Origin of the sequence: Anoxybacillus sp. ST70 (assembly GCF_019553625.1) — a bacterium.
Taxonomy (GTDB): Bacteria; Bacillota; Bacilli; order Bacillales; family Anoxybacillaceae; genus Anoxybacillus; species Anoxybacillus gonensis.
Genome location: NZ_JAHZOF010000002.1, coordinates 96,188 through 120,177, shown reverse-complemented (window position 1 = coordinate 120,177; position 23,990 = coordinate 96,188). Strand labels below are relative to the sequence as shown.

Genomic DNA, 23,990 nt, shown 5'->3' with positions numbered 1-23,990 from the left:
CGTTGTCCTCGCCTATTCCAAGACAATCGGCTTCTTGGATGAAGGGGTTTTCATCTGTTATCTTACCAATATTTTTTGAATATATGGTAAATCGTTTGTAAATATATCGTAAAAAAATTACTCGTCTAAACAAGCATCGATGCGAAAATGCACGGTAAAGGTCGTTCCTACCCCTACTTCACTTTTGACAGAAATCGTTCCGTGATGTGCCTCCACTAAATGTTTTACAATCGCCAATCCAAGACCTGTTCCACCTGAATTGCGACTTCGTGCTTTGTCTACGCGATAAAATCGTTCAAAAATGCGCGGAATTTCTTTTTGTTCAATACCAATTCCTGTGTCGCTGACATGAACACGCAATTGTTTATCGTCCTTTTCGATGGAAACAGTGACGCGTCCACCTGCTGGCGTATAAGCGATGGCGTTGTTAATTAAATTAATAAAAATTTGCTTTAAACGATGTAAATCCCCATACATATAACAAATCGGTGCATTCGATGTGCATGATAATGCAATTTGTTTATCGTTTGCTTTCGCTTCAAGCATAACAATGACTTCTTTTAATACTTCATGCAAGTCAACAACAGATACATTTAATGTAAATCCTTGTTGTTCAATTTTCGATAAATCAAGCAAATCTTGAATTAAATGTTGAAGTCGTTCACTTTCTTTTAAAATAATCGTTAAAAAATATTCAAGCGTTTGAGCATCATGCATCGCCCCATCTAACAACGTTTCCGCAAAACCTTTAATCGATGTAATCGGCGTTTTTAGTTCGTGTGAAACGTTCGCGACAAAATCTTTTCGCATTTGCTCAAGCTTTTTTAGCTCAGTAATATCATGGAACACAACAATAATTCCTTTCCATTCATCGTTCGTTCCGATAATTGGTGTTCCGTATACTTCGAAATGTTTTCGCTCAATACCGACAGGAAGAAGCAATTGTTTACGTACGTTTACTTCGGTCATAAATATTTCTTCCACAAGCGCAATAACTTCTTTATGCGGAAACGCCTCATAATATAAACGATGAACATAGTCGGACGGATCAATATGAAACATTTCCTTATACGCGCGGTTCATCAGCGAAATGTAGCCACGTTGATCAATTAAAATTAAGCCGCTCCCCATATTTTCAATTAATGCCCGCAAGCGATCTTGCTGCATTTCTTGCATGCGCACCATCTCTTGTAAATTGCGCGCTAAAATGTTAAGCGACTGACTAAGCATTCCTGTTTCATCTTCTCGACTTTCGTACGTTCGTGCCTTATAATTGCCGCGTGCAAGCTCCATCGCCACTTTTGTCGCGGTCTCAATCGGTTTTGTATATTGATTCGTAATTTTAATACCTAATAAAAGAATAATGAAAAATGCAATGCTTAAGCTGAATGTAAGCAAAATCCAAATTTGTTCATTTACCCGCTCAATCGCATATATCGGCAAGCTGAGAACGATATGCCCCAGTTGTTCATCTCGTTGCCAAAATGGGACCGCATAGTAATATAAATCTTGCTCTTCTTCAAATATAACGGACCGATCTTCTTGTTTTAATAACGTTTGAATCAATTTTTTATGACGTTTTTCATCAATGGATACGTAATTGTTCGTATCAAACATAAGTTTCCCATTTCGGTCAACAATGGTGATGCGAGCAGACAACATATCGCTAATGGCACGCAATTTTTGCTCAAACGATGATGATTGGAGCGATTTATTTTCCATATATAAAGCTAAAAGCTTCGCCTCTTTCTCCATACGTTCATGGACAGTATCTGCATAAAATTTTTGAAATAATTGGCCTAATAATAACCCAAGACCAAATAAAACAGATAAAATGACAGAAATGAGGCCAAGCAATAGCCGAGAGCGAAATTTATTCATCCGCTTTCGGCTCCTCTAGTTTATACCCTAATCCGCGTATCGTTTTTATATATACGGGTTTTCGCGTATCTTGTTCAATTTTTTCACGCAAATGGCTAATATGTACATCGACAATGCGCGTATCACCAGCAAAATCGTAATTCCATACGGCGCTAAGCAATTGATCGCGCGTCAGCACACGCCCTTTATATTTCGCTAAATATGCTAATAGTTCAAACTCTTTCGGAGTTAATTCTAATCTTTGCTCTGCAAAATACGCCTCATAACGATCTGGGAAAATTTTTAGTTGCCCGACAATGAGCGAATCGTCACCATTTTCTTGTTTTTCTTCATGTCCATGAATGGTCGTTCGGCGCAAAATCGCCTTGACACGCGCGACAACTTCGCGTGGGCTAAACGGCTTTGTCATATAATCATCAGCACCTAGTTCAAGCCCAAGCACTTTATCAAACTCATCGTCTTTTGCCGTCAACATTAAAATAGGTGTCATCACTTTTTGTTGACGCAATTGCTTACATACTTCGATACCATCTAATTTTGGTAACATTAAATCGAGAATGATAAAATCGGGTCGTTCTTCCAATGCTTTATGAAGCCCTTCTTCCCCATCATAAGCTGTTAATACAATAAATCCTGCCTGCTTTAAATTGTACTCTAATAAAGTGACGATCGAGTGCTCATCATCGACAACTAACAGACGTTTCGACATAGCCATCCTCCAACAACGTAAATTTGTTACATTTTTATTATAACGGGTTACTTTGAAAGATAAAAATAAAAAAAGAGGCGATGCCCCTTTTAAAAGTTATCTAATGCTTTTTCTTCCATAAACGGATATGGAGGAACGACACGCAACGCCCCAACTAATATTTCTTCTCCATCTCGAACCGCTTGAACAGAAATATGAATTTCATTGTTTTCTTCATCAACATGCGTTACTTCAAATAAAAACTCCACGTGTTCATAATGATATACCGGTCGTTTAAATTCAATCGTTTGGGAAACGATATGACTTCCTGGACCTGGTAAATATTTCGAAATAGCTGATGTAATCATACCTGTTAACATAATCGCTGGTACGATCGGACGTTTCAACGGTGTTTGAGATGCATAGTCATGTTGAATATAAAGCGGGTTCGCATCGTTTGTCAGCCCTAAATATAACAATAAATCTTTATCTTCAATCGCTTCCGTTAATACGAGCTTCTCCCCTACCGAAATGTCCGAAATTAAACGCCCAATTTTACGCTTTTTCCCTAACATCGCCATCTCCCCTTTGTTTGACCATATATAAAAATTCGGGGAAAGGTCCCCCGAATTTTTTATCATTGTAACACTTTCATCACGTTTTTCACCGATTCAACAGATTTCGCTAATGCTGCTTTTTCTTCTTCTGTTAGCTGTAATTCGATCACTTTTTCGATTCCGTTGCCACCTAAAATCGTTGGCACACCTAAATAAATGCCTTCATATCCGTATTCGCCTTCTAAATAAGCGATGGCTGGAAGAACTCGGCGCTGGTCTTTTACGATCGCTTCAACCATCTCAGCAAGGGAAGCGGCTGGCGCATAATAAGCACTACCGTTGCCTAGCAAGTTGACGATTTCACCGCCACCTTTACGCGTACGTTCAACAATGGCATCTAAACGCTCTTTTGGGATTAACGTTTCAAGCGGAATGCCTCCTGCGTATGAGTAACGTACAAGCGGTACCATATCATCTCCATGACCGCCTAAAACAAATCCTGTAATGTCTTTAACAGATAAGTTTAATTCTTGTGCAACAAATGTTCGGAAACGTGCGGTATCTAATACACCCGATTGACCGATGACGCGGTTTTTCGGAAAGCCTGATTCTTTAAATACTGTATATGTCATCGCATCTACTGGGTTTGTTAAGACGATAATAAAGCAGTTTGGTGAGTATTTGACGACTTCTTTCGTTACAGCTTTCATAATGCTTTGATTTGTCGTTACTAAGTCGTCACGGCTCATCCCTGGCTTCCGCGCAATCCCCGCAGTGATGACAACGATATCTGAATCAGCCGTATCCGCATAATCTGACGTACCAATAATGTTCGCGTCAAAACCAAGAACTGGGCTTGACTCAAGCATATCGAGCGCCTTTCCTTTTGTCGGATTTTCCAATTGTGGAATGTCGACAAGAACGATATCCCCTAGCTCTTTTTGCGCTAAAATAAACGCTGTTGTCGCTCCCGTAAATCCAGCACCGATAATTGAGATTTTTTTACGTTTCATACCCACGTTCTTCCATCCCCTTTTTTTCGTTTATTCACTCATATTTCGAATGAGAGCATCCGCAAATTCAGAGCATTTCACTTCTGTTGCACCTTCCATTAAGCGTGCAAAATCATATGTGACCACTTTAGATGCAATTGTTTTTTCCATAGAGTCAATAATGAGTTTCGCTGCTTCGTTCCAACCGAGATGTTCAAACATCATTACACCAGATAAAATGACCGATGACGGATTTACTTTATCTAATCCTGCATATTTTGGTGCCGTGCCATGCGTTGCTTCAAAAATTGCATGACCTGTTTCATAGTTAATGTTTGCACCTGGAGCAATACCGATGCCGCCTACTTGTGCTGCAAGCGCATCAGAAATGTAATCGCCGTTTAAGTTCATCGTCGCAACAACATCAAACTCGCGTGGACGAGTTAAAATTTGTTGTAAGAAAATATCTGCAATCGCATCTTTAATGATAATTTTTCCTGCTGCTTCTGCTTCCGCCTGCGCTTTGTTTGCAGCTTCTTTTCCATGCGCTTCAACGATGCGATCATACTCCGCCCATGTAAACACTTGATCGCCAAATTCTTGTTCAGCTAATTCGTAACCCCAGTTTTTAAACGCACCTTCTGTATATTTCATAATGTTTCCTTTATGAACGAGCGTCACAGATTTGCGACCGTGTTCAATCGCATATTTAATCGCCGCACGCACTAATCGTTTCGTTCCTTCTTCTGAAATTGGCTTAATGCCGATTCCTGACGTTTCAGGGAAGCGGATTTTGCGTACGCCCATTTCATTTTGTAAGAAATCGATCACTTTTTTTACTTCTGGCGTTCCTTTCGCATATTCGATTCCAGCATAAATATCTTCTGTATTTTCACGGAAAATGACCATATCTGTATCTTCAGGACGCTTAACTGGAGAAGGAACTCCTTTAAAATAGCGAACCGGACGTAAGCATACAAATAAATCGAGCTCTTGGCGAAGCGCAACGTTTAAGGAACGAATGCCACCACCTACTGGCGTTGTTAACGGACCTTTAATCGCAATTATGTATTCACGAATCGTATCAAGTGTTTCTTGTGGCAACCATTCACCTGTCAACTTAAACGCTTTTTCACCAGCAAGCACTTCTTTCCAAACGATTTTTCGTTCACCTTTATACGCTTTTTCAACAGCTGCTTCCAATACGCGAGAAGCGGCTGCCCAAATATCCGGGCCTGTCCCGTCCCCTTCGATAAATGGGATAATTGGGTAATTTGGAACGTTTAATACTCCGTTTGTAACTGTAATTTTTTCTCCTTGCATCATCATACCTCCAAATCATGTAGTGTAAAAAGGTGAGAGGCGAACTTCTCACCTTTTCTAAACAATTGTTATGCGCGTTCTTCAAGCGGTACGTACACTTGTCTCATCGGTCCTGTATATTCTGCACGCGGGCGAATGAGACGGTTGTTTTCGTACTGCTCTAAAATGTGTGCAAGCCATCCAGACATACGGCTAATTGCAAAAATTGGTGTAAATAAGTCGTGATCAATTCCTAAACTATGGTAAACAGAAGCTGAGTAGAAGTCAACATTTGGTGGTAACCCTTTTGTCGATGTAACAATCTCTTCAATTTTCACCGACATGTCATACCAATGCGGTTCACCTGTTAACTTCGTCAATTTTTCAGACATTTTCTTTAAATGTTTTGCGCGTGGGTCTCCGTGACGATAAACGCGATGACCGAAGCCCATAATTTTTTCTTTGTTGTTTAATTTGTTATGAATGTACGTTTCTACATTTTGTAGCGTACCAATTTCCGTCAACATTTTCATGACCGCTTCGTTTGCTCCGCCATGAAGAGGTCCTTTCAACGCGCCAATCGCTGCAGTAATGCCAGAGTATACATCTGATAAAGTCGCAACACAGACGCGCGCTGTAAATGTTGAAGCGTTCAATTCATGGTCCGCATGAAGCACAAGCGCCTTATTAAACGCTTCTTCAGCGATTGGATCCGGCTCTTTACCTGTTAACATATATAAAAAGTTTGCCGCAAAACTTAAATCTTTGCGCGGTGGCACAGGCTCTAATCCTTTGCGAATGCGCGAAAACGCAGCAACAATCGTCGATACTTTCGCCTGTAAACGAATAGCTTTGCGATAGTTCGCTTCCGGATTCATCGCTTCCGCTTCTTCATCGTACAATCCAAGGAACGAAATCGCTGTGCGAAGCGCCGCCATTGGATGAACTTTGTCAAGCGGATACATTTTAAAATGATCAATGATTTGTTGCGGAATATCGGCATTTTCTGCCAACTGTTTCGTTAACGCTTCTAACTCTTCTTTGTTTGGCAATTTGCGGTGCCAAAGCAAATAAACAACCTCTTCAAATGTAGCATGTTCTGCTAAATCATCGATATTATACCCAACATACGTGAGCGTATCATCGATGATCGAACTAATTGTGGAAGTGGTCGCTACAACCCCTTCGAGACCGCGAGTTACTGTCATCTTACATCTCTCCTTTTCTCTTTTATTCCCCTTTTCCCATGTTGAAACGCGTCGTCGAGCGATTGCTCAAAACAGCTGAATAAAAATGCAAAGAAAATGCTTACATTTTGTTATATATTCACCTGTCCGCTTAACGAAGCGAGCAGGGGAATATATACGATAGTTTCGTACATGCTCCAATACCATTATAAACAATTATCAGACTTTTGTGAACTAAAAGAAATCATAATTCAAAAATATTATTATAAAAAAGTAATAAATCACGAAAATATATCGACCATCTTCATGAGCATATACGCAATGCCCGCACCAATTAACGGCCCGACCGCAACGCCTTTGAATAAAGATACAGCTAAAATCGTACCAATGACAAGCGCAGTCGTCATATGCGGGTCTTTCGCAAGCAGCGTGACGCCTCCTTTTGCCAATAAAGCGACCGCAATGCCTGACAACATTGCAATCCACGCGTAAACCGATCGAACAGACTCTGCCAACTCTTTCAAACCTATTTTTCCAGAGGCAATCGGAACTAATACAGCAATCGTAATGATGGTCACCCCAAGATTGATTCCTTTTTGTTGTAAGTAAGGGAATACTTTTGCACTTAGTCCGATGCTTTTCACAACGAGTAAAAAAAGCACTGCGAAAATAAGAGAATGATTTTTTGCCATCATGCCAATGACAAGAAGAATAAATAAAAAAATAAACGGCTGCATCAAAGATTCACCTTCTTCTTTGAAACTTTTTCTTCTTTTGCATTGTATATTATAATAGTCATAAATGACAAAAGACGGGAGGTGAAGACGTGCCAACTCAATATGTATATCGCTCCCTTCGCTTTTTATTTGTCATCTTTGTCATCATTGCTGGGTTAGCGAGTTTATATTATGTATCAACGTTAACGTATCCGTTTTTAATTGCGTTAGCGATTGCCTTTTTCATTAATCCAGTTGTGGATGTATTAGAGAAAAAAGCGAAAATGCCGAGGGCGCTAGCGGTCATCGTTGTTTTAATTTTTTTACTTGCACTCGTTGCAGGGCTTGTTACTCTCCTTGTCGCAGAAATTGTGACGGGCACACAATATTTAGCAACAGTCGTTCCAAATCATTTTCAAAAGCTTGTTGTTTATCTAGAACAGTTTGTCGCTAGTCAACTAATTCCACTTTACAACCAGCTAGCTACGCTCTTTAAAAATTTAGATACATCTCAACAAGATACGATTATGACAAACATTCAGTCGGTTGGAACGAAAATTGCGACAACAGTCGGACAATTTATTCAAAATATATTACAAAATATTCCTTCGATTATCGGATGGTTGCCTAATTTCGCGACAATCTTTATTTTTTCATTGCTCGCTACATTTTTTATAAGCAAAGATTGGTATCGTCTCAAATCGTTGTTCCAAAAACTGTTACCAAACAAAGTGCAAACGAGCAGCACAAAAGTGTTTACTGAACTAAAAAAGGCGCTGTTTGGCTTTCTTAAAGCGCAAGCTACACTTATTTCTATTACAACGCTCATTGTATTAGTCGGCTTGCTTGTGTTGCGAGTAGAATATGCGATCACCATTGCGCTTATTATCGGCATTGTAGATATTTTGCCGTATTTAGGAACAGGTTTAGTATTCGTTCCATGGATTGTTTACGCAGCGCTGAGCGGTGATACTCATTTTACCATCGGTCTTGGCGTGCTATATATCGTTGTTCTCGTACAGCGACAAGTGATGGAACCGAAACTTCTTTCTTCTAATATCGGGCTCGATCCATTAGCTACATTAATCGCTTTATTCGTCGGTTTCAAATTGATCGGGTTTCTCGGATTAATCGTTGGACCAGTATTGCTTGTTATTGGACGCACGCTACATCATGCTGGCGTCTTTCAAGACATTTGGAATTTCATTGTTGGCAAAAAAGAAGCATAAGCGACGAGCTTATGCTTTTTATTTCCGAATGTATATCCAAGTTTTCGTTTGAACCTCTCATGGCTAAAGCCACGAGATTCCTGCGCTGTCCCTTCTAACGAAGGGAGAATGAGCAGGCTAGCCCCGCAGTTCCTGCGGTTAGAAGCCGTATGGCTTCGTTTTTTAAATTCATACTTGCGTTCACATCTCGATCGTGATGTGTGCCACATGAAGGGCATTTCCATTCACGAAGGTGAAGATGTTTCACGTCTTTGTTTTTATATCCGCAATGAGAACACAATTGGCTAGATGGAAAATTTTTCGCCACTACCACCACTTGTTTGCCGTACCATATCGCTTTGTACATGAGCATATCTGTAAATGTTGACCACGATACTTCGGCAATGGCTTTGGCTAAGTTGTGGTTTTTCATCATGTTTGACACTTGCAAATCCTCGATTCCGATGATGTCGTGGTTTTTGACAATCTCGGTCGAGAGTTTATGCAAGTAGTCATTTCGGAAATTTGTCATTTTCTCGTGTAGGCGTGCGACCTTGATTCGTTGTTTATGCCAATTCGAACTTCCTATTTGTCGCCTAGAAAGAATACGCTGGGCTTTCGCTAATTTTTCTTCGAGTTTACGAAGAAACTTTGGATTGGCATATGTCGTACCGTCTGAAAGGATCGCAAAATGTTTTACGCCCAAGTCAATCCCGATGGCACGATTCGTTTTAGGGAGTGGCTGCACGTCTACTTCTGCAAGAATAGACACAAAGTATTTGCCACTTGCGTTTCGGCGAATGGTCGCAGACAAGATGCGTCCTTCGACTTCCCGACTTTTCGCAAAACGCACAAGCCCAAGTTTCGGGAGTTTGATTCGATTGCCGACAACGGCAATGTTTCCGTTCGTGTACTTTGTTGTGTACGATTGCACCTTGTTCTTTTTTGATTTAAAACGTGGTTTATTGTTTTGTTTTTGAAAAAATCGGGTGTACGCATCGGATAAATGTTTCAGCGAGGTTTGGAGTGCAATGCTGTCCACTTCTTTTAGCCATACAAATTGTTTCTTTAGGTTAGTTAATTGAGAAGAACAAACCTTGTAGGTTAACCCTTTTCCTGTTGTTCGGTATGCACGTTCCCATTCAGCAAGGAAATGGTTGAATACAAAACGAGCGCAACCGAATGTTTTGACAATGAGGATTTCTTGCTCTTTGGTTGGATAAATCCGAAATTTGTATGCTTTATGGACGAGCACGACTCTCACCTCGCTTTCTGATTTTGGATATACTGTCGTAAATAGAATAACATACGTCAGACATTTGGATAAACTAACCTAGCCGATTCATCTCATGACTAAAGTCACGAGTGTTCTCGGCTAATTTAATAAAACATCCACTTAAACAAACGGACGAGCCATGGTTTCATTTTTTCGCGCGCAAATGGGAGAAGCAAAATAAAACCTGCTGTATCAGTAATAAATCCTGGCGTTAACAATAACGTCCCGCCAACTAAAATGCAAATCCCATCTAATAGCGCATCGCTTGGGATACGTCCATTCATCCATTCATCCTTCGCGCGCTGAAGCGTATGCAATCCTTGCCTTTTTGCTAAAAATGCGCCGATAATGCCTGTCGCCACGATGAAAGCAAATGTCGGCCATATCCCGATTGCTTTTCCTGACAAAACGAGAACGACAATTTCTAACGCTGGAATAACGATAAAAAGAAGAAAAAAGATGTTACGCACACACATCCCTCCAAAATAATTAAAGAAGGGGTTGTCCCCTTCTTTAATTATAACACGCTTGCGTGACCACGATAAATGGCACCAAAGCTTGCGTCTACTGTAATATCTTGTCCATCTTTTAAAATGGCTGTTGCGTTGTTTACACCGACGATGACCGGAATGCCTAAGCTTAAACCAACAACAGCTGCATGGCTTGTTAAGCCACCTTCTTCTGTAATGATCGCAGCAGCTTTTTCTAACGCTTTCATCATATCCGCATCTGTTGCAGGAGCAACTAAAATACCGCCTTCAATCATTTTTTCAACTGCTTCTTCAGCTGTTTTTGCTACAACAACTTTTCCAAATGCTGATTTGCGACCAATGCCTTGACCTTTTGCAATCATATCGCCAATCATATGCACTTTCATTAAGTTTGTCGATCCTGTCTCTCCAACCGGAACGCCTGCCGTAATAACAACGAGATCACCATGTTTCACAATACGTGTATCGAGAGCTGCTTCAACAGCAATATCAAGCATTTCATCTGTTGATGTGGCATGTTGAGCAACGCGTGGGTAAACCCCCCAAACGAGCGCTAATTTACGCGAAACACCTTCATTTGATGTAACTGCGATAATTGGCGCTTTTGGACGGTATTTCGAAATCATGCGAGCTGTATGGCCGCTGACTGTCGGCGTAACAATTGCTGCGACATCTAAGTTTAATGCGGTGTGAGCAACCGATTGTCCAATGGCATCTGTAATCGTTGTACCGCTTTGTTTGCTTCGTTTTGATAATAAGTCGCGATATTGTAACGCTTGTTCTGTGCGCAAAGCAATGCGGTGCATCGTTTGTACCGCCTCTACTGGATAAGCACCTGCTGCTGTTTCACCTGACAGCATAATCGCATCTGTTCCATCAAAAATGGCATTCGCGACGTCGCTTGCCTCCGCACGAGTAGGGCGTGGGTTGCGTTGCATCGAATCAAGCATTTGTGTCGCTGTAATAACCGGTTTTCCGAGCGCATTACATTTTTTAATTAATTCTTTTTGCACAAGCGGCACTTCTTCTGCTGGAATTTCAACACCTAAATCTCCGCGAGCAACCATTAAACCGTCTGCCACTTCTAAAATTTCGTCGATATTGTCTACGCCTTCTTGGTTTTCAATTTTCGGGATAATTTGAATGTGCAACGCGTGATGTTCTTCGAGCAATTCACGAATTTCAAGCACGTCAGAAGCGCGGCGAACGAACGATGCGGCAATGAAATCAATGCCTTGTTCAATACCGAAACGAATATCTTCTGCGTCTTTTTCGGTAATGCCCGGCAACTTCACTTTTACACCAGGGACGTTTACACCTTTTTTATTTTTCAGTACGCCACCGTTTAACACTTTCGTACGAATTTCTTTTGCCTCTTTATCGATCGCTAACACTTCTAATCCGATTAATCCATCATCTAATAAAATGGTGGAGCCGACATGAATGTCATCAATTAGCCCTTCATAAGTAATCGAAAATTTTTCAGGCGTGCCGAGCACTTCTTTCATGGAAATCGTCACTTCAGAGCCCGCCTTTAACTCAATCGCCTCATTTTCCATGTTATGCGTACGAATTTCTGGACCTTTCGTATCCAATAAAATCGCTACCGTTTTTCCAGTTATTTTTGACGCTTCACGAATGTTGCGAATGCGCGCTGCATGCTCTTCATGACTTCCGTGCGAGAAGTTGAGGCGAGCGACGTTCATTCCTGCTTCAATAAGTTGCACAAGCTTTTCTACACTTTCACTCGCTGGACCGATCGTACAAACAATTTTCGTTTTGCGCATAAACACCCTCCTACAAATTGCATATGGAAACGATACCATAAATATACATTAAATTGAAAGCTCTTTGGACAATTGGTACATTTTTTGGTCAACTGTATGTTTTTGTGCTAACGCTTCAATGATGTCATGATCAACGAGTTGATTGTTTTGAATGCCGACACAACGTCCGCCTTTTCCTTCAAGCAACAATTCTACGGCACGAGCACCTAAACGGCTTGCAAGCACACGGTCAAACGCTGTCGGTGAACCACCACGTTGGACGTGACCTAACACAGTTACACGCGTTTCAAAGCCTGTTGCTTCTTCAATTCGCTTACCAAATTCCACACCGCTACCGACACCTTCAGCAACAATAATAATACTATGTTTTTTCCCGCGTTCATGTCCACGTTTCAGACGCGCAACAATTTCATCCATATCATAATCTGCTTCTGGAATTAAAATGCTCTCCGCTCCGCCAGCAAGACCGGCCCAAAGCGCAATGTCCCCAGCATGACGCCCCATGACTTCAATGACGTATGTACGCTCATGAGATGTCGCTGTATCACGAATTTTGTCAATTGCATCAATAACCGTATTCAATGCTGTATCAAACCCGATCGTAAAATCTGTTCCTGGAATGTCATTATCAATTGTTCCCGGCACGCCGACGCAAGGATAGCCGTGTTCTGTTAATTTTTTCGCCCCTTGATACGAACCGTCACCACCGATCACAACGAGCCCTTCAATACCATGCTTTTTCAATTGCTCAATTCCTTTTAACTGTCCTTCTAACGTTTTAAATTCTGGGCAGCGGGCCGTATATAACATCGTTCCACCACGATGAATAATATCGCCAACATCCCCGATTTCAAGTTTCTTAATGTTTCCGGCAATTAATCCCGCATATCCGTGGTAAATGCCGTACACTTCTAATCCATGGTAAATTGCTTTTCGAACAACTGCGCGAATGGCCGCATTCATTCCTGGTGAATCGCCACCGCTCGTAAGCACACCAATTCTTTTCATCGCTCTTCACCTCTTTAAAAAAGTAAAATAAGAAGTATGACCTCTTACTTTAAGATAACATGAAGGTATATGGAACACAATACATAATGAAATGTTTCACAAAACGTTGATTTTTTCACGCTACAAAAAGTTTACCCAAAGTCGCCCTTTTCATGTAATACAAAAGGCCATCGAAATGGATGACCTTTTTTACATAACGGACACATGTTGTTGTGACTCAATAAAATCGCCAATCTTTTTATATTTTTCATATCGTTGTGCAATTAACTGTTCAGCATTTAACGGAAGCAATTCACGTAACGAACGTTGAAGAACGTCATCAATATATTTCGCCTGCTCATCAACATTTCGATGCGCACCGCCGCGCACTTCTGGAATCATTTCATCAATGACGCCAAGCTGCTTTAAATCTTTTGCTGTAATTTTCATCGTTTCGGCAGCCTTTTTTGCCAACGATGCATCTTTCCATAAAATAGCCGCTGCCCCTTCTGGCGAAATGACGGAATACGTTGAATTTTCAAGCATATGGACATAGTTTCCAACACCAAGTGCAAGCGCACCGCCGCTTCCGCCTTCACCGATCACAATGCATACGACAGGGACAGTTAACCCCGCCATTTCAAACAAATTTCGTGCGATCGCTTCACTTTGTCCGCGTTCTTCAGCAGCTTTTCCAGGATACGCCCCTTTCGTATCAATAAAACAAATAATCGGACGCCCAAATTTTTCAGCTTGCTTCATTAAACGAAGCGCTTTTCGATACCCTTCTGGATGCGGCATGCCAAAATTACGGCGAATATTTTCTTTCGTATCTTTTCCACGTTGATGTCCGATGACTGTCACAGGCAATCCGTGATATTTCGCAATTCCTCCGACAATCGCTTCATCGTCGCCAAAGCAGCGATCACCGTGACATTCAAAAAAGTTCGTAAACAACCGCTCGATATAATCAAGCGTTGTCGGACGATTTGGATGCCGAGCAATTTGCACGCGATCCCATGGGCTCAAATTGGCATAAATATCGTTTTCAAGCTTTTCAAGTCGCGCTTCTAACTTATTGATTTCATCTGAAAAGTCGACGTCACGATGTTTCGTAAACTCTTTCAGTTCGCTAATTTTTTTTCGCAGTTCTACAAGCGGCTTTTCAAATTCTAATTCGTACGCCATTCGTCTCCACCTCGCGATTGGTGAATGTCTAATACATTCGTTAATCTATCTTTTAATTCATGACGCGGAATAACAGCATCTAATTGTCCATGTTTCAATAAAAATTCCGCTGTTTGAAAATCATCAGGCAACTCTTCCCGAACCGTTTGTTCGATGACTCGTCTTCCCGCAAAACCGATCAACGCCCCCGGTTCAGCAAAGTTATAATCTCCAAGCGAGGCGAAACTTGCTGATACGCCACCTGTCGTTGGATGGGTCATGACTGAAATGATGAGTCCACCTTGTTCGCTAAATAGTTTTAATGCAGCGCTTGTTTTCGCCATTTGCATTAAACTTAATACACCTTCTTGCATCCGCGCTCCACCTGAAGCGGTAAAAATAATAAAAGGTACCGATTTTTCCATCGCTCGTTCGATGGCGCGTGCAATTTTTTCTCCGACAACCGATCCCATACTCCCCATGCGGAAACGGGAATCCATCACTGCAATAACAACCGGAAAACCGTTTATCGTTCCTTCTCCTGTAACAACCGCTTCGTTCAATTTCGTTTTCTCACGATCTTCCTCAATTTTCTCCATATACTGTGGAAAATCAAGCGGATTTTTAGAAAGAAGGTGACGATCGTATTCATGAAACGTCCCTTCATCTAACAAACACGCAATGCGTTCAGGAGCAGACATCGGATGATGATAGCCGCACGATATACAAACGCGTAAATTTTTCACTAATTCTTTTGTATACATAATTTTTTTACACTTCGGACATTTTGTCATAATGCCTTCAGGTACATCTTGCTTTGCTTGTTCAGACGGAATGGTCGCATACTTCTTCTTTTTGGAGAACAAATCTTTCAGCACATGTTTCCCTCCCCTACTTAGTCCATTTCTACTTTACTGAATAAAGACAACTTTGTTTGTCACATTGTGTCAATTCTCTTTCGACATTTTTTGCATCACGTATTGCTCATAAATAGCAACCGCTTCTTCACAAGACCGTTTTTGTAGTGCGATCCGCATTTGTTTATAAAACTCGGAAGGGAGATTCATCGTATATACGTGCTCAAAAAAGTCGTTTAACACAAGCCAAATGCGCAACAATAAATAGTTATCGGTGGCTTCTACAATCCGTCGGAAAAATGAATGGTACGTATGTTCCGTTTGTGATATAAGCTCAAGCTTTTCATCTGTCAGTCGCTCGCAAGCAAGTTGTAAGCATATGCGCTCTATGAATATTTTTGTTTCTATTAAATCTCGTTTTTCCCGATTTCCTTGCAAAATAAACGAGCCAAGTAGTTGAATGAGCTGATGGTCGCCAAACGGTTTCATAAACGTTCCTTCCCCGCGGCGCGTTTCAATTAATCCAAGCAACTCTAACGCCCGCAACGCTTCACGAACAGAAGAGCGTCCGACTCGTAATCGGTCGGCTAACTCTCGTTCAGATGGCAATCGATCGCCGGGTTGAAGACCTGCTTCTTCAATCATGCGATGAATTTGCCAAAACGTTTCAATGTATACTTTAGAAGTAGTCATGTTCACCCTCACCTGCAATCACAGCTAATTGTCGTGTTCGCTTTTCTACTTCTTTTGGATCAACAATCACTTGTGCAACGCCTGTTTCGATGGCGGCTTTCGCCACTGCAGCAGCAACAGCTGGAGCGACACGCGGATCGAGGGGAGCAGGAATAACATAATCAGCACGCAATTCATCTTCTGTAATTAAATGCGCAATGGCTTCTACAGCGGCCATTTTCATTTGTTCATTAATTTGTTTGGCGCGTACATCAAGCGCACCTCTGAAAATACCCGGAAACGCCAACACGTTATTCACTTGATTCGGATAGTCGGAACGTCCTGTCCCAACAACTGTTGCCCCTGCTTGCAATGCCTCTTCCGGCATAATTTCTGGCGTCGGGTTTGCCATCGCAAAAATGATTGCATCCCGATTCATCGTTTCAACCATGCTCGCTGTCAATGCTCCTGCAACAGACACACCAATAAATACATCAGCACCAACGATGACTTCCTGTAATGTTCCTGCTTTTTTCTCATCGTTTGTCCATTGGGCAATTTCATGTTTGATCTCATTCATTCCGTATGGGCGCCCTTCATAAATCGCCCCTTTTGAATCGCACATGATGATATGTTTAACCCCATAACAACGAAGCAGCTTCATAATCGCAATTCCTGCTGCTCCCGCTCCGTTAATGATCACTTGAATATCCTCTATTTTTTTGTTCACTAACTTTAACGCATTCATTAAACCAGCAACAGTTACAATCGCTGTTCCATGTTGATCATCATGAAAAACAGGAATGTTCATTTCTCGCTTTAATCGTTCCTCAATCGTAAAACAATGCGGAGCAGCAATATCTTCTAAGTTAATGCCTCCAAATGTCGGCTCAAGCAATTTGACCGTTTGAATCATTTGTTCCACATCTGATGTATTTAAACAAATAGGGAATGCATCAACCCCAGCGAAACTTTTAAAGAGCACCGCCTTTCCTTCCATCACTGGCAATGCTGCGTCTGCCCCAATATTTCCAAGCCCTAACACTGCACTCCCATTGGAAACGACCGCCACTGTGTTCGCTTTTAACGTATAATCATATATTTTGCTCGGTTCGGCATGAATGGCTTTGCACGGTTCTGCTACACCAGGAGAATACGCTAAGCTTAAATCGTAAGCATTTCTTAACGGCACTTTCGCTTTTACTTCGAGCTTCCCTTGATAACGCTCATGCATATGAAGCGCTTCTTTAAACAACGACACGACATCTTCCTCCCTAACAAGCGGCCACTGGTCTGACCACTTAACTTCTATAAAAATATAATAAAAATGAAAAATAGTAAAGCATTTTTATTTCACAACGACATTCCCATCCCCTAGCAATGCCGTTAGCTGATGAATGCACTCATCGTGCGGAGACACAGCATATTCATAAGAAAGCTGCACTTTTTTTCGTTCTGCTTCATAGTACAAAATGACAGGTGCATATCCGCGATGAGCGATTAACACTTCTTTTAACTGCTGCAATACAACTGGTGACGCATGCTGTTCATCAATTTTCACATAAACACATACCGGCTTCCTTACTTGTTGTACAATGAGATGCCAGCCATTCGATCGCTGTTCTATTTTTCCTTCCATATACAACACGCTTCCTTGTTGCAATAAAGAATGAAATCGGCTATAAACTGCTGGAAATGCGATCGCATACCATTCATCGCTATCGTCACAAATCGTCACAAACGCCATTTCTTCCCCTTTTTTTGTCCGCTTTTTCGTCACCTCCTCAACGTATGCGATTACTTTGCCAACATTCGCTTTCTCTATTTCCCATTCGTACATACGTTTTGCTCCCCACATTGAATAAAAATGGGCAAATGATTCAACCGGATGAGGGGAAACGTAGACGTTAAGCCATTGCTTTTCGTATTTCAATTGATCGCTGAGCGATAACGGTTCAGCATGAACATATTTTGGTCGTACGCCGAGATCAGAGGTGAGAAACTCGGCATGTTCAAGCGCCACGTCAATACTTGCATAAAGGGTTGCACGCTCCACACGAAATTCGTCAAAACAGCCGGAAAAAATAAGCGCTTCGACGATCTTTCTTTGTGAAGGCTCGATACGTAGTCGCGAAACGAAATCAAAAAAATCGGAAAATGGTTGTCTTTGACGCTCCCGAATTATTTGTTTAACAAAGGCGGAGCTTACTTGTTTAATCGCTAACAATCCAAAACGAATATCGTTTCCATCAACGGTAAAATGCCCTTCACTTCGTCCGATGGAAGGAGGGAGCAAACGTATTCGTTTTTTGCGAAGTTCGTGCACACATTGCATCATCTTTTCTTTTTGTCCGATGACATTTGTTAATAAAACAGCGTAAAAATCGAGCGGATAATGCGCTTTGATATATGCAAGCATATATGCGATATAGCTATATGCTACTGCATGGCTTCTGTTAAACCCATAACCAGCAAAACGAACGATGAGCTCATACAATTCGTTTGCCATATGGGCAGCGTACCCATTTTGCATGCACCCTTCAATAAAACGTTGTTTCTCTTTTTCCATTTGTCCAACGTCTTTTTTACTTATTGCGCGACGTAACAAATCGGCTTCTGCTAACGAAAAGCGTGCCATTTGTTCAGCAATTTTCATAATTTGTTCTTGATACACGATGACTCCATATGTTGATTGCAAAATCGATTGCAAATCATCATGCATGTAAACGATCGGCTCACGCCCATGTTTTCGGGAAATATATGTTGGAATTTGTTCCATCGGTCCCGGTCGAAATAAAGCGTTTACTGCTACAATATCTTCAAACGTTGTCGGTTGTAATTCGCGCAACACCCGCTTCATTCCTTCTGACTCAAGCTGAAACACACCAAAAGTATCCCCTTGACTGAAAAGCGCATACGTTTGTTCGTCATCGAGCGGCATGTTTTCAAAACGTAAACGATGGCCTGTCCGCTGTTCAACGCTATGAATCATTTGTTCAACCATCGTTAAATTTTTGAGGGCAAGTAAATCAAATTTCAATAATCCGATTTGCTCAAGTGCATCCATCGCATATTGCGTCACATACGTTGTCGTTTGTCCGGCTTGAAGGGGGACGATGTCTGTTAACGGGCATGGACTAATGACTATACCAGCCGCATGAATAGATGTATGCTTTGGCAAGCCTTCAATCCGTTGTACGACGCTATGCCATGGACGTGTACGATCCAATCGTCCCGTAGCTAACGTTTGCTCCATTTCTTGTTCATCTACTTCAAACACACGACCGACTTCACGAATGGCTGAGCGTGTTCCAAATGTCCCAAACGTAATAATTTGCGCAACATGATCTTTTCCATATGTTTGTTCAATATAACGAATCACTTCTTCGCGACGATGATCGGGAAAATCAATATCAATATCTGGAAGTGACAGACGAGCTGGGTTTAAAAAACGTTCAAACAAAAGCCCGTATTGTAATGGGTCCACTTGTGTAATTCCGAGTATGTAAGCAACGAGCGAACCTGCAGCTGATCCACGTCCCGGTCCTGTCAATATTCCTCGTTCACGCGCAAAACGCATGAAATCAGCAACAATTAAAAAATAGTCACTAAAATTCATCTGTTGAATAATTTGCAGTTCATATTGTAACCGAGCGACATATGCTTCTGGCTGATCAGGAAAACGTTTCGTGAATTGCTCCCAACACCACGTTTGCAAATATTCGTCAGCCGTTTTCCCCGATGGAACAGGATAGCGCGGCATAAACCATTTTTTAGCCTCAAACGTCACATGACATCGCTGGGCAATGCGCACCGTCTCCTCAACGGCTTCACGATACATTGAAAATAATGAGATCATTTCGTCAGCGCTTTTGAAATGGTATTCATTCGTTAAAAAGCGTGGACGGTTCGGGTCAGCCATTTTCTTTCCGTGTTTCATCGCAAGTAAACATTCAAAAGCAAGAGCATCTTCTTTATACATGTAGCGTACATCGTTTGTCGCCACGAGCGGCATGTTCCATCGTTTACTATGTTCAAAAAGTAGCGGCAATAAATCTTCTTGTTCTTGTAAGCCATGTCGCTGCACATTTATATAAAAATCGCCGCGTTGAAATAGCTTCGCGTACGTGTGCACAAGCGTTTCTGCTTGATCAATTTCTCCGTTCAGCAAATGCTGCTCCACTCGCCCATGTACCCCGCTTGTCATACCGATTAATTCGCTCGTGTAGCGGGATAAGTCACATAAAGAGATACCCTTTCCGTCATTTAATTGAATGGCTGTAGCAATATGGACAAGTTGACGATACCCGTCGTTATTTTTCGCCAACAGCACCAGTTGATCTGTATGCCCGTGCTCATCAAATACTGTCGCAATCATGCCGATAATCGGTTTGATTCCGTGCGCTTGACACGCCTTATAAAACGGAATTACCCCATACAAGACGTTTTCATCCGTTAACGCAACTGCTGAAAATTGAAGTTCACGCGCCCGCATAACGAGCTCCTCAATTTTCACTGTGCTACTTAATAAGCTATAACCACTTCGCACTTGTAGATGGATAAACGACAATGTGTCTCCCACCTTTTCTATTTTTTCCTATTATATTCACTATATATGTTGAAAAGCAAAACATACCTTGCTTGTTTGTCCCATATACATAGTATACAGAAGGAGTGAGCCAGATGGAGATGAAAACAGCGTTTTTGCCTGCTTTTATTCAAAGCTATTTCATCGCTTTAGGTGTGTTAGTTGGAGGGGCGTTCATCGGTGGATTTGGAGCTTTTTTATCTGGAGAACCACCGCTCACAATGATGTATCGTTTTGCAAGCAGTTTAAAAATTTGGGCTTTGATTGCAGCGATCGGAGGCACGTTTGATACGTTTTATAGCGTTGAACGTGGATTTTTCCAAGGAGAAACACGAGATGTCATTAAGCAATTTTTACTCATTTTATCAGCCACGGGCGGCGCACAAACAGGTATGACGTTTATTCGCTGGTTTACACAGGAGCATGGCGCATGAGAGTCCCACCGTATACACGCGATCCAGGATGGCAACGTTTTTTTGCTGGAGCGGCCATCGGAGCAATCATTAGTTGGATCGTTTTTTTACAAATTTTCGGTATTTTACAAGAAAAACAAGTTCGCCAGCTCAACGTACAACGAGAAATCATCGCCCAGTTGAAACACGATTTAAACATTTGGCAACAAGATTACATCGAACTAAATAAAGAAAATAAAAAACGACTAACGATTCAATCAATTGATGTCAAAGTCATTAACGCACAATCATACGGCATCGATACGTACACAGCGTTTCGAATTGAAGAAGATATAAAAAAAGATATTCAACATATCACAGCGAAAGATATTGAAACAGTATATAAAAGTAAGGAGCTACTAAAAAAAGCGATTGAAAATAAAACATACGTGATCGACAATCGTACGTACAATCTTCATATCGAAACGATTTTATTTTTTACAAATATATCTATTGAACTAAAATTAAAGCAACAGTAGAGGCCTCTCTACTGTTGCTGACATACTTCGTTTAAATCTGCCAACACGTGTTCAACTTCGTCCCACGAATAAATGGACGCTCCTGCTGCTAGTGGATGGCCACCGCCTCGATATTTTTTTGCAACTTCGTTGACGATCGGACCTCTTGAACGAAGACGGACGCGAATTTGATCATCTTCTTCCACAAAAAACACCCATGCTCGTATTCCTTCAATATTTCCAAGCACGCTGACAAGCTGCGAAGCCTCTGATGGTGTTGCATCATATTGTTTTAATAATTGTTTCGTTAATATAATATGAGCCACTCCGTGTTCGGATAGTTCGAAATTTTGCAACACATATCCGCTTAAATGCGCAATAGATAGCTTTGTACGATACAACTGATCATACAAATCGACAAATGAAAATCCGTATTCAACTAATTCGCTTGCATATTTAAATGTTTTTGGATTCGTGCTTGGGAAAAGAAAACGACCTGTATCCCCAACAATTCCTGCGTAAATTAGTCGAGCTGCTTCTTTCGTTAAAACGAGACCGTGTTCCTTTCCGACTAAATACAACTCATAAATCATTTCACTAACCGAGCTAGCGTTTGTATCTACCCATAAAATGTCACCATACGGGTCTTCATTTGGATGATGATCAATTTTAATAATCTTTTTTCCAAGTTTATAACGTTGATCGCATACTCGTTCTTCATTTGCCGTATCGCAAACGATCACAAGAGCGTCGTTATACGTTTCATCAGGGATCACATCCATTTTACGCAAAAATTCGAGCGACGGTTCATCTTTTCCAACGGTATAGACGTGCTTTTCTGGAAATGACGCTTTAATAAGCTCTGCTAATCCCCCTTGCGAACCGTACGCATCAGGATCTGGTCGAACGTGACGGTGAATAATAATCGTATCAAATTGTTGAATATGACGAATGATTTCCAAAACCTTTTGTTCCATGGTACTTCTCCTTTTTTTCTCCATTAAAACATATTTTATTATGATTAGAAAAGATGTAAAATAATCACGCAACGATTTTTTGTGTTGGAGGACTGACTATGCCGATATTTGTTATACTTATCATCTTTTCACTTTCGTTTTATTTGTATTACAAAATCAAATATTTCCGCAGCAAACGGCCGATGGAGCGCAAATGGATTAGTGCCAAATCGAGCATTGCACTTGGCTCATTTGTATTTTTCTTTGCGATCAATCAATTTTTTATTCATCGTTCAACTGTCTCCCTTATCGTTGGCATCGTCTTTCTTTTCGTTGGTGCAGGAAGCATATGGGGAGGTTATCGTGCCCATCGCTACTATTTTCCACTTGCAGTAAAAGAAGCGGAGGAACTAAAATAGGCTGCTATATGCAGCCTTATTGTCGTTCAAGCAACTGACACATCATTAACGCCTTTCCGACAAGCGTCCCTTCATGAAACACTTCGACGTCAACCTTCCCAAACTTACGACCTATTTCTAATAGCTTCGGTTTAATGTCGATGACGCTATCAATTTGGACAGGTTTAATAAAATAAATGGTGATGTTTTCTACGACGAGGTCACCTCGTTTATGTAAGCGAAGCGCACGGGTCGCTGCTTCAGTTACAATTGTTGTAAATACCCCATATGATAACGTCCCTAAATGGTTCGTCATTTGTGGAGTAATGTTGCATCGGAAAACGCCGTCAACCGTTTCAGTTAAAAACTGAGTTGTGACAATATCATCGATTGTCTCACCCATTTGCGGTTGACGTTGCACCATTTGTAATGCCTTTAATACGTCTTGACGGCTAATAATTCCTTGCAGTCGATTATATTCGTCGACGACCGGCAACACTTCAATTCCTTCCCACACCATCATATGCGAAGCAGAAGCGACTGACGTTTTTCCGCTTACCGTGATCGGATGTTTCGTCATCACTTTCTCGATGAGCACGTCACGCTCATAGCCCATCACATCTTTTGCAGTCACAATCCCTTGCACTTTTAATTGTTGATCGATGACCGGAAAACGACTATGCTTCGTTTCACGATTGAGCTCATACCACCGTTCGACTTGATCTGTCACATACAAATATGCTGTTTTTTCAAATGGCGTCAAAATATCTTCAACGAGAACAATCTCTTTTTTAATCAACTGGTCATAAATGGCACGGTTAATCATTGTCGCAACCGTAAACGTATCATAACTTGTCGAAATAATCGGCAACTGGCGCTCATCCGCTAGTTTTTTTACATGTTCTTCTGTATCAAAACCACCTGTGATGAGAACGCCCGCTCCTGCTTCAAGCGCTAATTCGTGCGCTTTTGTTCGGTTTCCGACAATCAACAAATTTCCTGCCCCCGTATATCGCATCATCGCTTCAAGCTTCATCGCACCGATTACGAATTTATTTAACGTTTTATGTAATCCTTCTTTTCCTCCGAGCACTTGCCCATCAACGATATTGACAACTTCGGCATACGTCAACTTTTCAATATTTTCTTTCTTTTTTTGTTCAATCCGAATCGTTCCGACTCGCTCAATCGTGCTTACATACCCTTTTGTTTCAGCATCTTTAATAGCCCGATAAGCTGTCCCTTCGCTTACTCCCATTTCTTTAGCAATTTGGCGAACAGAGATTTTTTCTCCGACCGGTAAGCTTTCAATATATTGTAAAATTTGTTCGTGCTTCGTAATCGTCAAGTTGCCCCACCCTTTTTCGACA

At 41.3% G+C, this 23,990-nt stretch carries 22 protein-coding genes; 4 read left to right on the top strand and 18 right to left on the bottom strand.

Translation table 11 applies throughout. From position 1 onward, the window contains the following. Positions 1–117 precede the first annotated feature (117 nt). The 7 genes from pnpS to K1I43_RS03735 form a co-directional block, all read right to left on the bottom strand. Positions 118–1,881 (bottom strand): two-component system histidine kinase PnpS, encoded by a 1,764-nt coding sequence (pnpS, locus tag K1I43_RS03765; protein WP_019416695.1) that lies wholly within the window; start codon positions 1,879–1,881, stop codon positions 118–120. After that, complete coding sequence (locus K1I43_RS03760) at positions 1,874–2,590, bottom strand: response regulator transcription factor (protein ID WP_009361832.1); 717 nt, start codon at positions 2,588–2,590, stop codon at positions 1,874–1,876. The genes pnpS and K1I43_RS03760 overlap by 8 nt, the downstream gene beginning before the upstream one ends. An 89-nt stretch (positions 2,591–2,679) precedes the next feature. Beyond that, positions 2,680–3,150 carry a MaoC/PaaZ C-terminal domain-containing protein gene (locus tag K1I43_RS03755; RefSeq protein WP_019416693.1) on the bottom strand — a complete coding sequence of 157 codons (471 nt, stop codon included), beginning with the start codon at positions 3,148–3,150 and terminating at the stop codon, positions 2,680–2,682. 56 nt (positions 3,151–3,206) lie between these two features. Then, positions 3,207–4,145, bottom strand: coding sequence for a malate dehydrogenase (mdh, locus tag K1I43_RS03750; protein ID WP_019416692.1), 939 nt, complete (start codon positions 4,143–4,145; stop codon positions 3,207–3,209). A 24-nt stretch (positions 4,146–4,169) separates the two neighbouring features. Beyond that, positions 4,170–5,444 (bottom strand): NADP-dependent isocitrate dehydrogenase, encoded by a 1,275-nt coding sequence (icd, locus tag K1I43_RS03745; RefSeq protein ID WP_019416691.1) that lies wholly within the window; start codon positions 5,442–5,444, stop codon positions 4,170–4,172. A 65-nt stretch (positions 5,445–5,509) separates the two neighbouring features. Further along, positions 5,510–6,628, bottom strand: a complete 1,119-nt coding sequence (gene citZ / locus K1I43_RS03740; protein ID WP_009361836.1) for a citrate synthase — start codon at positions 6,626–6,628, stop codon at positions 5,510–5,512. A gap of 260 nt (positions 6,629–6,888) precedes the next feature. Then, entirely contained in the window at positions 6,889–7,344 is a 456-nt protein-coding gene (locus K1I43_RS03735; protein ID WP_009361837.1) for a DUF441 domain-containing protein, read from the bottom strand. A gap of 89 nt (positions 7,345–7,433) precedes the next feature. Here K1I43_RS03735 and ytvI point away from each other — a divergent pair, with 89 nt between their 5' ends. After that, complete coding sequence (ytvI, locus tag K1I43_RS03730; RefSeq protein ID WP_019416690.1) at positions 7,434–8,552, top strand: sporulation integral membrane protein YtvI; 1,119 nt, start codon at positions 7,434–7,436, stop codon at positions 8,550–8,552. Between the two features lie 94 nt (positions 8,553–8,646). Here the strand turns inward: ytvI and tnpB are convergent, their stop codons facing one another. From tnpB to dnaE, 9 genes are all read right to left on the bottom strand, one after another. Then, entirely contained in the window at positions 8,647–9,786 is a 1,140-nt protein-coding gene (tnpB, locus tag K1I43_RS03725) for an IS200/IS605 family element RNA-guided endonuclease TnpB (RefSeq protein ID WP_019416689.1), read from the bottom strand. 125 nt (positions 9,787–9,911) lie between these two features. Then, entirely contained in the window at positions 9,912–10,277 is a 366-nt protein-coding gene (locus K1I43_RS03720; RefSeq protein ID WP_019416688.1) for an FxsA family protein, read from the bottom strand. 47 nt (positions 10,278–10,324) lie between these two features. Then, positions 10,325–12,085 (bottom strand): pyruvate kinase, encoded by a 1,761-nt coding sequence (pyk, locus tag K1I43_RS03715; RefSeq protein WP_026011498.1) that lies wholly within the window; start codon positions 12,083–12,085, stop codon positions 10,325–10,327. Positions 12,086–12,133: 48 nt separating this feature from the next. Next, positions 12,134–13,093: a 6-phosphofructokinase gene (pfkA, locus tag K1I43_RS03710; protein WP_009361516.1), complete on the bottom strand. Its 960-nt coding sequence runs from the start codon at positions 13,091–13,093 to the stop codon at positions 12,134–12,136. Between the two features lie 189 nt (positions 13,094–13,282). Then, the gene (gene accA / locus K1I43_RS03705) at positions 13,283–14,260 is read right to left on the bottom strand and encodes an acetyl-CoA carboxylase carboxyl transferase subunit alpha (RefSeq protein ID WP_009361517.1); all 978 of its coding nucleotides are present in this window, start codon (positions 14,258–14,260) and stop codon (positions 13,283–13,285) included. After that, entirely contained in the window at positions 14,245–15,117 is an 873-nt protein-coding gene (gene accD, locus K1I43_RS03700; protein ID WP_009361518.1) for an acetyl-CoA carboxylase, carboxyltransferase subunit beta, read from the bottom strand. The genes accA and accD overlap by 16 nt, the downstream gene beginning before the upstream one ends. A gap of 69 nt (positions 15,118–15,186) precedes the next feature. Continuing rightward, positions 15,187–15,789, bottom strand: coding sequence for a FadR/GntR family transcriptional regulator (locus tag K1I43_RS03695; protein ID WP_009361519.1), 603 nt, complete (start codon positions 15,787–15,789; stop codon positions 15,187–15,189). Then, positions 15,776–17,029, bottom strand: coding sequence for an NADP-dependent malic enzyme (gene ystJ, locus K1I43_RS03690; protein WP_019416684.1), 1,254 nt, complete (start codon positions 17,027–17,029; stop codon positions 15,776–15,778). Before ystJ ends, K1I43_RS03695 begins: the two co-directional genes overlap by 14 nt. An 87-nt stretch (positions 17,030–17,116) precedes the next feature. Beyond that, entirely contained in the window at positions 17,117–20,338 is a 3,222-nt protein-coding gene (dnaE, locus tag K1I43_RS03685; RefSeq protein WP_019416683.1) for a DNA polymerase III subunit alpha, read from the bottom strand. Positions 20,339–20,451: 113 nt separating this feature from the next. On the opposite strand from dnaE, the gene ytrH reads away from it, so the two are divergent. Both ytrH and ytrI read left to right on the top strand, forming a co-directional pair. After that, positions 20,452–20,790: a sporulation membrane protein YtrH gene (gene ytrH / locus K1I43_RS03680; RefSeq protein WP_009361522.1), complete on the top strand. Its 339-nt coding sequence runs from the start codon at positions 20,452–20,454 to the stop codon at positions 20,788–20,790. Next, positions 20,787–21,287: a sporulation membrane protein YtrI gene (ytrI, locus tag K1I43_RS03675; RefSeq protein ID WP_009361523.1), complete on the top strand. Its 501-nt coding sequence runs from the start codon at positions 20,787–20,789 to the stop codon at positions 21,285–21,287. The genes ytrH and ytrI overlap by 4 nt, the downstream gene beginning before the upstream one ends. A gap of 8 nt (positions 21,288–21,295) precedes the next feature. On the opposite strand, the gene K1I43_RS03670 is transcribed toward ytrI, so the two are convergent. Continuing rightward, the gene (locus K1I43_RS03670; protein ID WP_019416681.1) at positions 21,296–22,243 is read right to left on the bottom strand and encodes a DHH family phosphoesterase; all 948 of its coding nucleotides are present in this window, start codon (positions 22,241–22,243) and stop codon (positions 21,296–21,298) included. Between the two features lie 98 nt (positions 22,244–22,341). Here K1I43_RS03670 and K1I43_RS03665 point away from each other — a divergent pair, with 98 nt between their 5' ends. Continuing rightward, the gene (locus K1I43_RS03665; protein WP_019416680.1) at positions 22,342–22,641 is read left to right on the top strand and encodes a YtpI family protein; all 300 of its coding nucleotides are present in this window, start codon (positions 22,342–22,344) and stop codon (positions 22,639–22,641) included. Between the two features lie 16 nt (positions 22,642–22,657). On the opposite strand, the gene K1I43_RS03660 is transcribed toward K1I43_RS03665, so the two are convergent. Further along, positions 22,658–23,968, bottom strand: a complete 1,311-nt coding sequence (locus tag K1I43_RS03660) for a CBS domain-containing protein (RefSeq protein WP_019416679.1) — start codon at positions 23,966–23,968, stop codon at positions 22,658–22,660. Positions 23,969–23,990: the final 22 nt, after the last annotated feature.